This window comes from Dyadobacter bucti, assembly GCF_005869225.1.
Taxonomy (GTDB): Bacteria; Bacteroidota; Bacteroidia; order Cytophagales; family Spirosomataceae; genus Dyadobacter; species Dyadobacter bucti.
In genome coordinates this window covers 343,602-358,316 of record NZ_SWFP01000008.1, presented here as the reverse complement: position 1 = coordinate 358,316, position 14,715 = coordinate 343,602, and the positions used below count along the sequence as shown (strand labels likewise).

Below are 14,715 nucleotides of genomic sequence, written 5' to 3'. Positions count from 1 at the left end.
AAATGCGAAGACAAAATTATCATTTGGTTAGCAAATGACCAAAAAAATGACAAAAGCACTGAAAATCAGAACCCTTCTGTTGGTTCCTCTTTTTTCTTCTTTTGGGCTGCGGGCACCACTTTTTTCTTGGCGGTTTTTGCAGCAAGTTTGGCCTTTTTGATGGCAGGCTGGTAGAAATCATCGAAGCGGTTCACAAAAAGATCTTTTTCTTCTGTGCCAAGCCCGATGAGCGACATATCCCTCGACTTTACATTTTTTGCTTTGGCCGTTATCTGGTCATTGAAATCAACCATGGACGAAACCACGCCGAGCTCATTTAATTTGTAGTCGAAAAAGTACCAGACATCCGGTGATGCCTCGAGATAAAGACTGAACTCGTCGCCGTCAATCGAGCGGCGGATTTCGAGCACGCCCTCCATTTGAGCATTGATATTGCTTTTACCCAAATGTGAAACACCGATCGGCCCCTGTGAATAGTATGCCCCGTGAGAAGCCGACCAGTTGAGATTTACATTGGAAAGCGCCAGCTGGGCATCCAGCAGGGGAGAGGCGTCAAACAAAGGTTTGTAGCCGGCGGCAGAAAGCTTGATATAATTGTCTGTTGCTTTCGGGCCGATCAATGCGGATATTTTCTGGTTGAGCTGATCGGGATCCTCGTCTGCTGATGTACTGTTCTGCTCTTCCAGGTTGATCTCAATGATTTTGGCAGCGAGTGGAGGTAATATCGGATCGAGAGCCGGTAGTTTTAGCAGCAAGAGAGAATTGAAAGCAAACCTGGAACTATCGACCTGTACCTCGGCTATCCCTGAGGATTGCAGCCAGTTTGCGCCGGTCAGTTTTAGGGGACCGGAGAATGTTGCCAGGCCGGTTTTGTCGTCAAATTTTAAAGTATTGGCTTCGTCTATCAACCCGTCGGCCCCTGGGGGGGGCGTTAGTTTGAATGCTTTTTCATCTTCATCATAGTTCAATGCGCCCTGTGCTGTATAAATATCCTCGTCACCCTCAGACTCTTTCGGCGAAAGGAAAGACATATACATGCCTCTCGTTTCATTGTGATGCAAACCAACGGAAAGCGGTATTTCGTGTTCGTTTTTAAGGTCTTTGTCTACTTTTATAGCAACAGACTCGCCCGGCGAATCATTGTAGACGATCCAGGAACTCTGGAAATCTTTCCGGTATTTGATCACAGGCTTTACAAATCCTTCCAGTTTCAGGGATGGCTCGTATGCGATGAGATTAATCGCACCTTTATATTGTATGCGAGGTGAAAGGGTAAGGTTATCCGTTTCTTTGATGTCTGCACGGGCAGTTGTATAATATTTGGGAGTTGCTGACGGAGTTTTGCTTTCCGCACGTGAGCGCTTTCCGGCAGGGATTTCGGTCAATTCTTTCAATTCAAAATTCTGCATTTTGATATTAAAAGTATCCTTTCTGGCTGTAATGTACTGGTAAGTGGCGGAACCTTCAAAGTGGTTACGGGAATCTATACGAATGTCCGCGTCACGCATGCGGTGAGAACTGTCTATCTCGATCCGCGCTTTTTTCAACGGGCTGATCCGGCCTTTGCTGTCGATACTCACCATTCCTTTGTCGGGAATGATCGTTACATCTGCTGTTTGTATTCCTGGAACGCCTTTTACATTCAGGGTAACTTTTTCAATATCATATATTGCCTCCGTACCATTGAAAGTCAACCCTTCCTGGGCCGGGTCGGTGGAAGTATAAGACGAAGTTTCTCCCAAACCTTTCATTAAAATTGTCTTTTTAACCATATCCCATTTTGCACTTCCGATCAGCGTCTGGTAAGAGGCCGTCGGGATCTGCATACCCGAGGAATCGCTGCCGAAACCGGTTTCGTCGGTCAGGAAATTGGCGACGCCGGTTTTGAAGTTAAAATCGATATTTACGTTATTTCCTGTCAGCAGTTTTTTGCCGGATTTTGCATCGCCGCTGTTGATAGAAAACTGCGACCGGTTCGCCAGAAAGCCGTCTTTGTTAAATTTGATATCTGGGGAAGATAGCTCGGAATCCGCCCGTTTCAGTTTTCCGCTGCCATATAATCCTGTGGAACGAAGCAATAGGCTACCCTCAAGATTTGTTGTTCCTTTATAAAAAGCGAACGATTTGCCCTGCGTATTAATAAACATGCTGTCTGCATTGGGATACCATTTTAGCGCATAATCCTTCAATTCCACTGCCGGAAAGTAGCCCTTGCCGATCGTTGCCTCCTTAATGCTGGCCACATCCCCGGATGCCATCAGAGAATCGGAAGTGAGCAGAATGTTCTTGGCGGTCATGGAAGCAGATTGGTATTTCAGGATTGCTTTGGAATGCAGACCACTGTTATCCATGGTAAGCGTATCGGTAAATCTGGCCGTAGCCTTGCCTTCATACAATTTCATATCTACCGGCGGAGCTTTGTATTCAAAGCCCAGTGAGTTGTCGGGCATGCTTTTCAGGATCGTCTGAATAGGAGGGAGGATGCCGTTTGAATTGAAAGTTCCTTCAAAAATCACATCGCGCTGGTCCAGCCCGTCCATATCGATTTTGGGGATTTTGAAAAAAACCTCGCGGGGATACAAAACAGTCCCGCGCTCGGGCTGATCGAAATAGACGATCATACCATCGGGGACAACCAGTCGCGGCGACTTTTTGATCCCTTTCTGATTCCCGGATTTATTCTTTGGGTCACTCAGATAGAAGGTCCCGCCCTTTTCGTACTTCACGTGCCCGCCTACTTCGCCTTTCTGACCTTTGGCGAATTTTTCGCGCGGTGTAAAAGTGATGGAATCCGAAGGCGGGACGTTCACAAAGAACTGATTATAGTCAAACTTTACATTCTGGCCACGAAACTGGTAGTTAGACGCCACCATTTGTCCGTTCAGCGAGAAACTCCTGTTGCGTCCGATCACCAGCTTTTTATCCGCCGGAACGGCATATATTTTCAGGGAATCGCTTACCACGAAACGATCAACCCCCAAAACGGTAAGCATGGTATCCGGAAGGTAGATGGTCGCATTGGCAATCTCATCGTTGGCTGTAAATTGGGAAACGACCTGGAAATTATCGTAATCTGCCTTATCCAGATTGGCCAAAACCCACAATATCCCTTTTTTTGCCAGTGAAAATTCGTCTGTGGCTTTGTTGTAAATGAAATAATCTTCCAGTGTCAGGCGCTCCAGTGTTTTTCTTACGATTTTCGGATTCTGTTTGAATTTGGCGGCCAGTTCTTCTGCAAGGAATGCTGATTTCTTGGTGGTTTGCTGATAGTTGGCGGCCATATTAAGCGGTTGAAAACCATATTCCTGGCTGATACCTTTGAATTTTTCTTTTTTGAAATAATCAAAAGATTCAAGCTTAACCGGAACGACCTGCTTGCCGTCTATGCGAAGAAATTCAACTTTGTCATTGGGAAATTTCCATCTCATAGCCTGAGACCAGATATTCATTTTATGGTAGGAATCCTGGTAAGGCAGAGGCGCGTAATCTGTTTTATCGGCCCGGCCCAGTTTTACGAGCCCTTCATCGTCATGGTAAGAGAAAGTAACGCCGGGATGGTACAACGAATCACTTCCCAGAGGCATTGAAAATATTGCGAAACCAGAAGTAATCACAGAATCTTTCAATGCGAACTTCTTACTAAGTGCCTTAAATGCAGGTTTATCCTTGTACTTCACCGACACGGTTGAATTCTGATCGCTGAGTGAAGAACTATACATAGCTGTTCCTATCAGTGAAAAGCCGCCTTTATAATCAATGCTTTTTCTGGTGTCTTTCAACCGGGCGTCAATTCCATTGGAAATAAACCGTGGATAGGGTGCCGACTGGCCTTTTATTTTTTTTACACTCCGGTACTCCATCGTTCCTTTAATAGGTGCTGCCAGTTTTTCGTCATAGTGGAACGTGACATTTTCAGCCACAATTTTCGGCTGCGAAATATTGAAAGAGTAAGTGTCGAGATCCGCGTAAATTGACGAATCTCCGATTACCTGCCAGCTAAATTTTCCGTTTTTGCCCACAAAAATTCCGTTCTGCAATGAGACTGTGCCATTACTAGGACCGAAAACTACCGAGTCGCCAGCCGCTACCATAGCAAACGTAGCGTTCTGCAGATCCACCAAAGCACCCGAAACTATGGGTAACGGATTGGATTTTGGCGCAACAACAAAATTGGAATCGACAGGGGTGTCCCAGCTGTCATTGGCGGCCGCTACTGCAGCTTCTGTATTGGCTGTCTGGGCATTGGTTGTATCAAAACGATATTTATAAGTGCCGCTTAGTAAATAAAGGGAATTGTAGTTGGCAGCGTACAGTTTATTGGTTTCTGTGATCGTCCTGACCGTTTCCAGCACTTTTTGCAATGTTTTTCCATCATACTTTTCACCGGATCTGGCAGCCAGTTCCAGAAAACCATCCAGATTTTCAGGGGATTGTTTTGCAAATGAGTGCGTATTTTTGATCAACAGAAACATAACCGGTCCCGCTTTTTGTCCTTTCTGTATCTGCGTTTTTACAATGCTGATAAATTTCGCCTGCTGGGAGGTGTTCACCGAGGACATCCAGATACTGTCCAGCTGAGCTGCTGCTCGGACATACTGTGGGTTCCGGCCTCCGTCGATGAGCTTGCGAAGCTGCACCACAAACTGGCCCGGATCGTCTGATAACTTCAGGTTTTGAGCCGATGCAGTTTTCCCAAGAAGTATGATGAAGGATAAAAGTAAAGCGAAACGTATGATTCTCATGGATTTGCTGACTTTTGCTTTGAATAGCTAGCTATTATTCAATTTCTCAAATACAACGCAGGCCCATTGATTACGTGTATTCGACCTGATCTTTTTAAGGTTATTTTCTTCTGCACAACGTTCAATATCAACCTGATCTGTTTCATAAAAACCACTCACTACCAGCCATCCTCCATCTTTCAGGTGCGAGACGTAAGTCGGGATTTCGGCGAGCAGGATATTGCGGTTGATGTTGGCTAGTATTCCGTCAAAAACCTGGCCTTTCTGAACTTCGGTAATCGTTCCCTGGAAAACCTCTGTTTTGGAAGGCAGATTGTTCATTGAAAAATTTTCCCGGGTATTTTCCACGGCCCACTCATCGATATCAAATCCCAGTATGTGAGTTGCACCTAGCTTGGAGGCCAAAATCGCCAGAATTCCTGTTCCGCAGCCGACATCCATTACTGAAAAACCCTGATGTGGAAGACTGAGTTGTTCGTTCATTACCAGCCAGGTAGTTTCGTGGTGACCGGTACCGAACGACATTTTCGGCTGGATCAGAAGATCGTATTTAAAAGACGGGTCCGGTTCATGAAAAGTTGCTCGAACCCTCACCTGATTACTCACCTCGATCGGTTCGTAGCTTTTTTCCCACTCCTCGTTCCAGTTCCTTCTTTCTAACGATTTCCAGGTTGCGGCTATTGCCGTTAAATCCTGGTATTTGGCTGTCAGTTTATTCAGTTCATTTTCATCAAAATCATTTTCCGGGATATATGCTAGCAACCCTTCGTCCGTTTCCACAAACGATTCAAAGCCCGCCTCTCCCAGTTCCGCCATCAATATTTCCGAGTAATCCGGTTCAAGTTTCAATTCAACTTCTATGTAATTCATTTTATAAGCTATGAGTGTATTTAATCGGAAGTGAAGGTAATCATATCAACAAAACGATGAAAATATACTTGCTTGCAAGACAAATCTTAATGTAGATTTTTGTTAGATTTGATTAAACACGATTGCGCTAATTATGTACACAGCTATTAAGGGAATTTATGAAAATGGTGTTTTAACATTTACTGAGACACCGCCAACCACCAGGAAATCGGAGGTTGTTGTATTGTTTATGGAAGAGGCGACGAAGTCCCATACTGAACCTAATTCGCCAAAAAAGGGGGTTGTCCTAGGAAGTCATGCAAATAAAGGCTACAGTATTCCTGATGATTTCAACCAGCCACTGGATGATCTAAAGGATTATATGTAAATGCAAAAATATCTCGCCGACACTCAGATTCTTATTTGGGCTATTATATCTCCATCAAAATTGCCCGCGGAGGTAAGGATACTATTGACTTCAAATCCGATAGCAGTTTCTCAAATAAGTATTTTGGAAATAGCGATCAAACAAAAGATAGGAAAGCTTCCTTAACTTCCTTTGGACATAAGTGAATTATATGAAATCCTTTCCGAGGATGGTTTTGAGGTAATACCTTTAAAATCAGACCATATTGCCAAATACGGGTCCATTCCCTTGCTGGCTAATCATAAAGATCCTTTTGATCGACTCCTTCTCGCGACTGCCTATGTTGAGTCAATTCCAATAATGTCTGTGGACGAGAATTTTAAGTTGTATAAAGAAATAATCCGCCTTGTAGATTTTTAAGAACAAAAGCCGGCCAACAAACGCTAACCGGCTTCTCCAATATAAAAACTCATAATTAAGGCTTCCTCCTCTTCGCAGCGAGATCATGCGCTGTATCGTAATAAGACCGCAGATTCATCCAGTCAAAAACGTCAGAAATGTTTTCGACCCGGTTGCGCTGCATAATGCGGTCGCGGCGCTGCATTTTTACGAATTTGAACAAAATATCGGCCATCTGATCGGCAGCCTGAGAGTAATTCTGTGATTTTCTGTTGATCACGTAGATTCCCCGGTTTTCATAATCACGCATAATCTGCATGATATAATCCCCGAAACCTGACAAGTCGCTTGTTACTGTAGGAACACCCCGAACAACGCATTCCAGCGGCGTATAACCCCATGGTTCGTAATAGCTCGGGAACACCCCCAAATGACAGCCACGGACAAACTGCCCGTAATCAAGCCCAAAAAGCGGGTTGGTGGACGAAATGAAATCGGGGTGATAAACGATTTTCACCCTGTCGCGTTCATTATTGATCAGGTTAGCTTTTTTGCAGAAATCGGTGATACCATCTTCTTCCTTCAGATCGTGGGTAACAAATGCCGGAAGCTTTTCCGTTTTCCAGCTTTGGATCGTCCGTCTCAAACGGAGGCGCCAATATTCGTCCACAAAATTGTTCAGGTCGGGCATTTTATGGTCTGCGCCGGAAGCGGTTGCAAGGAAAAGTTTTTCTCCTACTTCTTTTTCAATGGCCCTGCAAGTCTCCTGCAACTCGTTTAAAACCGCCCGCGATTGCAACACGTCGGGATTAACGGAATAGTAGGGTTGTTTTGTAACAATGAACATCACCACCGTTGTGTCCATATTGGCCTGGACCATTTTCCAGTTGAGACGTGCAAGTGCTTCCAGTGTAAGATCGTAACCCTTGTTACTGTATTCGTACCGGCCCGAGGTAAAAAAGTAGAGCGTTTTATCCAGATCAAAAGAATAGCTGGGAAAGAAATGCCCCAGAACAAACTCGTGTATACGCTCTTTATATTTTAAATGAAGATTTTGAAACTCATGTACGGCCTGAAAACGGACTACATTCAAGCCGTTAGGCGTAACGAGGTCGGGCATCCTACCCAAAAACACTTCACACTCCCGGGCGGTAACGTCGCTTACAGTGGTCAGTACATGCGCACTCAGGGCTGCCTGCCGTTCTATGGAACATTGGGCGAGAATACCATAGTTTTTGGCTTCCTGTTCCCAGTCGAAAAATGGAAGCTTGCTATAAAACCCGCTGACATTCTGCGCAAGATAGCGGCCCAGCATAGTGGCATGGGTAGTGAATGTCATGGCGATCTTGACGTTGTCACGTTTTAGATCGGGCAGGCCGCTGCTTGCCATCCATTCGTGAAACTGAGCGTAAATCTCTTCGCGCTTCGCATTTTCTTCGGCATATTCTTTCAAGAAAATCCGTACCATTTCACCAAAACAAAGCGTCTGATTAACCAGGTGCTCAACGTTGATTGTAGGAATCCGGCTGCGATCCCACAGGTTGAATTTTATTGTATCCAGTTCTTTTGCAATGCTTTCGAGGTCAAAAAGCACTACGCGCGGCTTGCCGGTCACCAGCCAGTAGCCATAGTATACGGTGTAACCCATCTCACGCATCCGCTTCACGATCCGTCCGGCCGGGGAGTCGTCCAGGTCGGTGATAATCTCAAATTCTGACGATGCCTTCTTTTCGAAATATGGGCCAAGTAAAAAGTAGTTGTCTTCCCACTTCTCAACCATCGCCGGGACTTTGGTCCTGATTACAGTATAAATTCCTCCAACTTGATTACAAACCTCCCATGCAATTTCAAACAGGACGTTCTTCTTAGTGGTTTTGACAAATGGTTCCAATATGGGATACAGGTTTAAACGTTTATTAGGGTAATGGCGACAACCTTGGTTGGTTTTAAATCACAAAAATCCTTGTAATTACACAATAAATATGCAGAAAAATTATTCACAATTACAACAATCCGTTGCATGTTTATTTGGCCTGTGTTGAAGCACTATCTGCATTTTCAGAACCAAAATATAACAATGCCAAGAATGCTTTCAAACGGGTAAATAAGCTTGAATACTGCAAATCAAACCCTGTTTGTATGAAATTAAGGTGGTTCTCGGCTAACTTTGTTCCAAATTACGTTACTTTGATCGGATTAACATTTTGCATTGGTTAGATAGTGAGAAAAATTAGAATAGTTGTGCTTTCCTTTACGATCATGATGTTTTTGATGGAAAGTTGCATTGCGCAATCTGCAGAAACCGAAGACGTTTTGCCTCCTAAGAGAGAATTCAGAGCTGTTTGGATTGCTACTGTCGATAACATTGACTGGCCCAGCAGTAAAAATCTCATACCAGGCGAGCAACAGGAAGAATTCACATCGCTTCTTGATTTTCATAAAAAAAATGGCATGAATGCAGTATTTGTCCAAGTTCGCGCGGCCGGAGATGCATTTTATGCTAAAAGCCCGGAGCCCTGGTCGGAGTGGCTGACAGGCCGCCAGGGAAAACAACCGGAACCATTATGGGACCCTCTGGATTTCATGATCGATGAGTCGCACAGACGTGGGCTCGAATTTCATGCGTGGCTCAACCTGAACCGGCTGGTGCACAAATCATCCACCAGTGTTTCTTCCGACAACATCAGCCGTACACATCCCGAATGGATTTTAAGCTACGACGGGTATAAGCTTTTTAATTTTGGTATTCCCGAGGTGCGTCAGTTTATTACAGATATAACTGTAAACGTTGCTAAAAACTATGATATAGACGGCATACATTTTGACGATTACTTCTATCCGTATGCCGCTCCCGGACAGGTTATTCAGGACGATGAAACCTTCAGGAAATACGGTGCTGGATATGCGAAAAAGGCTGACTGGAGAAGACATAATATCGATCTGCTGGTCAAACAGATCCATGACGCACTTACAGCTGTAAACCCGAGACTGAAATTTGGGATCAGCCCTTTTGGAGTCTGGAGAAATAAAGGTACCGATCCCGAGGGTTCAAATACCTATGGAGCATTAGCTTCTTATGATGACCTCTTTGCTGACAGCCGCAAATGGGTAAAGGAGGGTTGGATGGACTATATCGCGCCACAGATCTATTTTTCATCGGGTTTTGGAAAAGTACCTTATAAAAACCTGGTCGACTGGTGGGTGGAAAATAGCAACGGGCGGCATTTGTATATCGGAACCGGCGCTTACCGAGTGGGTTATAAGGATAAAGATACGCACTGGGCCAATCCTTCCGAGATTCCAAACCAGATCCGGTATGCCAGGGAAAGCGAGACAGACGGTTCCATTTTTTTTAGTTCAAGGTCGCTGCGGGCCAATAGCCTGGGTTTTGTGGATTCGCTGCGAAGGGATTTTTTCAGGTATCCGGCTTTGGTTCCGACTATGCCGTGGAAGGATAAAATCCCCCCTTTGTCCCCTAAGAGCCTTAAAGCTACTTTGCTGTCACGGGGTATCGAACTGACTTGGGAAAAATCGGATCCAGCTGCGGATGGAGAGCGCGCGTGGTATTATGTGATTTATCGTTTTTCGGCCGACGAAAAGGCTACTGCCCATGATCCCCGGCGTATTATCGGTATGTGTTATGATGGGGAACGTTTTGTAGACCTCAATGCTGAAAGCGGACAAAGGTATGTTTATTATGTCACGGCAGTGGACAGGCTGCACAACGAGGGGCGACCAATAGGGCCTTTACGCGTTGAAGTCCATGATCAGAAATTAGTAAGATTTTAAATGCTATGAGCAATTCTATCCAGTACGAATACCGTCCAGAATATCTAAGCGTTTCGGTTCCCACAAAATACAACTCCGAAAATCTTCGTACTGAAGAAATGGTATTAAATATGGGTCCGCAGCATCCGTCTACCCACGGTGTTCTTCGGCTGGAAGTAGTTACTGACGGCGAAGTGGTCGTCGATGTAGTGCCGCACCTTGGCTACCTGCACCGTTGTTTTGAAAAGCACGCCGAGGCACTCCCTTTCAATCAAATCATACCCTATGTAGACCGGATGGATTACGTTGCGGCTATGAACTCGGAACATGCGTATGTGATGGGTGTGGAACGTATGTTGGGCATCGAGAATGATATTCCCAAAAGGATAGAATATATACGGGTAGTGGTTGCCGAGCTCAACCGGCTGGCTTCCCATTTTGTTGCATTAGGCACTTATGCAATGGATATCGGAGCCTATACTCCATTTTTATGGATGATGCGTGACCGCGAACAGATACTGCGTTTGCTGGAATGGACCTGCGGAGCCAGAATGCTTTACAATTACATCTGGATCGGTGGGTTATTCTATGATTTGCCGGTTGGCTTTGAAGAACGTTGCCTGGAATTTATACAATACCTGAAACCAAAACTGGCCGAGTTACAACAGCTGGTGGTCGACAATAAAATATTTATTCAGCGTACGGCCAATGTAGGTGTTCTTCCAATGCCCGTCGCAATTAATTATGGCTGCACGGGGCCTATGCTGAGGGGATCCGGGCTGCGCTATGATCTGAGGAAAGTGGACGGCTATTCGGTATATCCCGAACTCGACTTTGAAGTGCCGATAGGCGAAGGCAAAATGGGAACCGTCGGCGATTGCTGGGACCGTACCTGGGTCAGGGTAGTGGAATGTCAGGAATCTTTGAAGCTGATTGAACAAAGTCTGGTTCAGCTAACCGGCGACTATAAACGTACCCGCGGTTTTGATCCTCAGGCAGTTGTGCCCAAAAAGATCCGCCCGAAAGCGATGGATTTTTACGTTCGTGCGGAAAACCCGAAGGGCGAGCTCGGCTTCTTCTTCCGGACTGACGGGCGGTCGGATATTCCGGTTCGCTGCAAGGCCCGGGCCTGTTCGTTCAATAATCTGTCAGTGATTGGTGAAATGTCAAAAGGAGCATTATTGGCCGATCTGGTCGCTATTATCGGGTCTATCGACGTGGTAATGGGCGAGGTAGACCGCTAAAAAAGGAGCCACCTTCCGGCAGCTCCTTTCTCAAAACTTTTATCAATATTAAGCTTCCTGAGCTACTGCTACGAGTTCATGCTTTGCCAGAAATTCGGCAATCTGAACAGTATTGGTTGCTGCTCCTTTACGAAGATTGTCAGCTACGATCCAGAGGTTCAGTGTTTTAGGCTGAGATTCGTCGCGACGGATACGGCCAACAAACGTTTCGTCCTTTCCGTGAGCTGTCAAAGGCATTGGATACACAGCATTTTTCGGGTCATCCTGGATAATCACACCTTCAGCTTCGCTCAAAATCCGGCGAACTTCGTCCAGATCAAATTCATTTTCGAATTCGATGTTAACTGCCTCAGAGTGACCGCCAATAGTCGGAATACGAACGGTTGTGGCAGTAACAGCAATGCTGTCGTCGCCCATGATTTTCTTCGTTTCGTTCGTCATTTTCATTTCTTCCTTGGTATAACCGTTGTCGAGGAACACGTCGATATGCGGCAATACGTTTAGGTCGATCTGATGCGGATACACATTGCCTTTGCTATGGTCACCTGCGCGCTCAGAGAAAAGCTGATCTACTGCCGCCTTGCCAGTTCCGGTTACAGACTGGTAGGTTGAAACAACCACGCGTTTGATTTTATATTTCTTATGCAAAGGGTTCAAAACCACCACCATCTGAATAGTTGAGCAGTTTGGATTTGCAATGATCTTATCTTCTTTCGTCAATTCACCTGCATTAATTTCAGGAACAACCAGTTTTTTGGTCGGGTCCATGCGCCATGCAGAAGAGTTGTCAATAACGGTAATACCAGCTTCGGCAAATCTTGGGGCAAGTTCAAGGGATGTGCCGCCGCCTGCTGAGAATATCGCTATTTCAGGTTTGGCTGCAATCGCTTCCTCAAATCCGATCACCTTTATCTGTTTACCCTTGAATGTAACTTCCTTACCAACAGATCTTTCAGATGCAACGGCTAATAATTCCGTTACCGGGAAATTACGCTCTTCGAGCACTTTGAGGATTTCGCCGCCCACCAGACCGGTAGCGCCTACTACTGCGATTTTCATTCTTGCATTAAGATTAAAAATGGATATGATATAACTTACAACTCTTCTTGTCCAAAAAGGATTCTGAAAAGTGCCGCAAATTTACGAGGAATTTTAGAATGAATTGTGTTTGGGCCTCATTTAATGTATTTAAATTCAGGATTTAAGGGCAAATCTGAACATTAATGAGTGTCGGAACAATAGAAGGGCATAGTCAGAACAGGTGAATTTTTGTAGGGGCGATACAGATATCAAGCGGAACGTCATATTGATCTTTGTCCTCAATTTTTTCAACAGGATCAAAAAAAGACAGACCAATTTTAATGGCATCCGGTCTGCATTTTTTTAAAAACCGGTCATAGTATCCCCCGCCGTATCCTACTCTGTATCCTTTCAAATCAAAAGCAAGCAGTGGGACAAAAATGGCATCAATCTGCTCAGGATCAACTTTTTGAGAAGTCAAAGGGTCAGGTTCGGGGATTTTCCATTGATTTTCGATCAGCGATGTTTCAGCTGAAATCAGATAATGTTCCATCTCCCTGGTTCCCGGAATAATATAGGGTGAAGCAATCGAAACCGAAGGATATTCCCGTCTGACCATATCGATAATTGGCCAGGTATCGACCTCTTTGGAATTACGCTGAGGCAAAAATGTGTGTAAAATATTGAATTCTTTGTCTTTCAGATATTTACGGACATTCGCGGAAACTGCCGCCATTTTTTGCGCAAGGTCGATGGCTTCGAGCGCCTTTCTTTTACTTATATATTCCTGGCGGAGAGAAGATTTATCCATGTCAGCATGCATGTTTGCAATACATTATATCAAATGAAATATTTTTTATATCAAATCCCGTTGTGTTCATTACCAGTTCTTTATTCTCTAAAAAGTTGCCGGCAGGCCCAGACTTAATCCTTCTTTTTTCGCCTTTTTACGCTATTGTTTGTACTTTCACGCTCGCGTTTTAAAAAATCTTTAACTATAGTATAGAAATAAGACATGAGCAAAATTAAAGTTGCAAATCCCGTAGTGGAACTTGACGGAGACGAAATGACCAGAATTATCTGGAAGTTTATCAAAGAAAAACTTATTTTACCTTATCTGGATGTAGATATCAAATATTACGATTTAGGTGTTGAATATCGTGATGAAACGAACGATCAGGTAACAATAGATGCAGCCAACGCAATTAAAGAATATGGTGTTGGTATCAAATGCGCTACCATTACGCCTGACGAAGATCGCGTAACTGAGTTCAATTTGAAACAAATGTGGAAGTCTCCAAACGGAACGATCCGTAACATCCTGGATGGTACTGTATTCCGTGAGCCTATCGTGATGAGCAATGTTCCCCGATTGGTAACCAACTGGACTGCACCTATTATCGTTGGTCGTCACGCTTTCGGTGATCAATATAAAGCAACTGATTTTGTAGTACCTGGAAAAGGTAAGCTTACCATCAAATTCGAAGGAGAAGATGGCAATGTGATCGAGCACGAAGTGTATCAGTTCAAAGGACCTGGTGTTGCGATGGGAATGTATAACATCGACGAGTCGATCCGTGGATTTGCCCGTGCTTGTTTCAATGTTGCGCAGGATAAAGGCTGGCCGCTATACCTTTCAACAAAAAATACGATCCTGAAAAAATACGACGGACGTTTCAAGGATATTTTCCAGGAAATTTACGATCAGGAATATGCGGGAAAAGTACACTATGAGCACCGTCTGATTGATGACATGGTTGCTTCTGCATTGAAGTGGGAAGGTAACTTTGTTTGGGCTTGTAAAAACTATGATGGTGACGTTCAGTCTGATACAGTTGCGCAAGGTTTTGGCTCACTCGGCTTGATGACTTCCGTGTTGGTTACGCCCGACGGCAAAACAATGGAAGCCGAAGCTGCACACGGAACTGTGACCCGTCACTACCGCGAGCATCAAAAAGGAAAACCAACTTCTACCAACCCGATCGCTTCAATTTTCGCATGGACGCGCGGTTTGGCATTCCGTGGAAAACTGGATGACAACCAGCCGCTGATCGATTTCTGTCTGGCTCTTGAAAAGGTGTGTATCGAAACTGTGGAAAGTGGAAAAATGACCAAGGATCTTGCTGTGGGAATTTATGGTAACGACGTGAAACATGGTGACCATTACCTGTACACGGAGGAATTCCTTGAAGCCATCGATACCAATCTGAAAGCTGCATTGGCATAATACCAATTTATTTTTGGCAAAAGCGGCCGGTTTCACCAGAAACTGGCCGCTTTTGTTGTTGCGGGTATCATTTTATTATAAATTACTAGTATCCGCTTA

10 protein-coding genes are annotated in these 14,715 nt (G+C 44.7%); 5 read left to right on the top strand and 5 right to left on the bottom strand.

The genetic code is table 11. The annotated features are described in order from the left end of the window. Positions 1–65 precede the first annotated feature (65 nt). Entirely contained in the window at positions 66–4,742 is a 4,677-nt protein-coding gene (locus tag FBF61_RS25505) for a hypothetical protein (RefSeq protein WP_138482676.1), read from the bottom strand. A gap of 27 nt (positions 4,743–4,769) precedes the next feature. Then, complete coding sequence (gene prmA / locus FBF61_RS25500) at positions 4,770–5,612, bottom strand: 50S ribosomal protein L11 methyltransferase (RefSeq protein ID WP_138482674.1); 843 nt, start codon at positions 5,610–5,612, stop codon at positions 4,770–4,772. Positions 5,613–5,745: 133 nt separating this feature from the next. On the opposite strand from prmA, the gene FBF61_RS25495 reads away from it, so the two are divergent. After that, a complete protein-coding gene (locus tag FBF61_RS25495; protein ID WP_138482672.1) occupies positions 5,746–5,979 on the top strand; it encodes a hypothetical protein in 234 nt (77 codons plus the stop codon). Positions 5,980–6,150: 171 nt separating this feature from the next. Then, the gene (locus FBF61_RS35665; RefSeq protein WP_138482670.1) at positions 6,151–6,378 is read left to right on the top strand and encodes a PIN domain-containing protein; all 228 of its coding nucleotides are present in this window, start codon (positions 6,151–6,153) and stop codon (positions 6,376–6,378) included. Between the two features lie 55 nt (positions 6,379–6,433). Here FBF61_RS35665 and FBF61_RS25485 read toward each other — a convergent pair whose 3' ends face one another. Continuing rightward, entirely contained in the window at positions 6,434–8,248 is a 1,815-nt protein-coding gene (locus FBF61_RS25485; RefSeq protein WP_138482668.1) for a glycosyltransferase family protein, read from the bottom strand. Positions 8,249–8,577: 329 nt separating this feature from the next. Between FBF61_RS25485 and FBF61_RS25480 the strand changes: the two genes are divergently transcribed. After that, entirely contained in the window at positions 8,578–10,146 is a 1,569-nt protein-coding gene (locus tag FBF61_RS25480) for a glycoside hydrolase family 10-like protein (protein ID WP_229215214.1), read from the top strand. A 5-nt stretch (positions 10,147–10,151) separates the two neighbouring features. Continuing rightward, on the top strand, positions 10,152–11,369 hold the full coding sequence (locus FBF61_RS25475; RefSeq protein ID WP_138482666.1) for an NADH-quinone oxidoreductase subunit D: 1,218 nt from the start codon (positions 10,152–10,154) through the stop codon (positions 11,367–11,369). Between the two features lie 48 nt (positions 11,370–11,417). Here FBF61_RS25475 and FBF61_RS25470 read toward each other — a convergent pair whose 3' ends face one another. After that, positions 11,418–12,428: an aspartate-semialdehyde dehydrogenase gene (locus FBF61_RS25470; protein WP_138482664.1), complete on the bottom strand. Its 1,011-nt coding sequence runs from the start codon at positions 12,426–12,428 to the stop codon at positions 11,418–11,420. A gap of 193 nt (positions 12,429–12,621) precedes the next feature. Continuing rightward, the gene (locus FBF61_RS25465) at positions 12,622–13,200 is read right to left on the bottom strand and encodes a 5-formyltetrahydrofolate cyclo-ligase (RefSeq protein ID WP_138482663.1); all 579 of its coding nucleotides are present in this window, start codon (positions 13,198–13,200) and stop codon (positions 12,622–12,624) included. Between the two features lie 204 nt (positions 13,201–13,404). Between FBF61_RS25465 and FBF61_RS25460 the strand changes: the two genes are divergently transcribed. Next, positions 13,405–14,616 carry an NADP-dependent isocitrate dehydrogenase gene (locus FBF61_RS25460; RefSeq protein WP_138482662.1) on the top strand — a complete coding sequence of 404 codons (1,212 nt, stop codon included), beginning with the start codon at positions 13,405–13,407 and terminating at the stop codon, positions 14,614–14,616. Positions 14,617–14,715 lie beyond the last annotated feature (99 nt).

What these genes read in the sequence shown, in the direction of transcription:
- FBF61_RS25470 (WP_138482664.1), bottom strand. Translation starts at nt 12,428, where the DNA reads ATGAAAATCGCAGTAGTAGGCGCTACCGGTCTGGTGGGCGGCGAAATC.
- FBF61_RS25465 (WP_138482663.1), bottom strand. Translation starts at nt 13,200, where the DNA reads ATGGATAAATCTTCTCTCCGCCAGGAATATATAAGTAAAAGAAAGGCG.
- FBF61_RS25475 (WP_138482666.1), top strand. Translation starts at nt 10,152, where the DNA reads ATGAGCAATTCTATCCAGTACGAATACCGTCCAGAATATCTAAGCGTT.
- FBF61_RS25505 (WP_138482676.1), bottom strand. Translation starts at nt 4,742, where the DNA reads ATGAGAATCATACGTTTCGCTTTACTTTTATCCTTCATCATACTTCTT.
- prmA (WP_138482674.1), bottom strand. Translation starts at nt 5,612, where the DNA reads ATGAATTACATAGAAGTTGAATTGAAACTTGAACCGGATTACTCGGAA.
- FBF61_RS25460 (WP_138482662.1), top strand. Translation starts at nt 13,405, where the DNA reads ATGAGCAAAATTAAAGTTGCAAATCCCGTAGTGGAACTTGACGGAGAC.
- FBF61_RS25495 (WP_138482672.1), top strand. Translation starts at nt 5,746, where the DNA reads ATGTACACAGCTATTAAGGGAATTTATGAAAATGGTGTTTTAACATTT.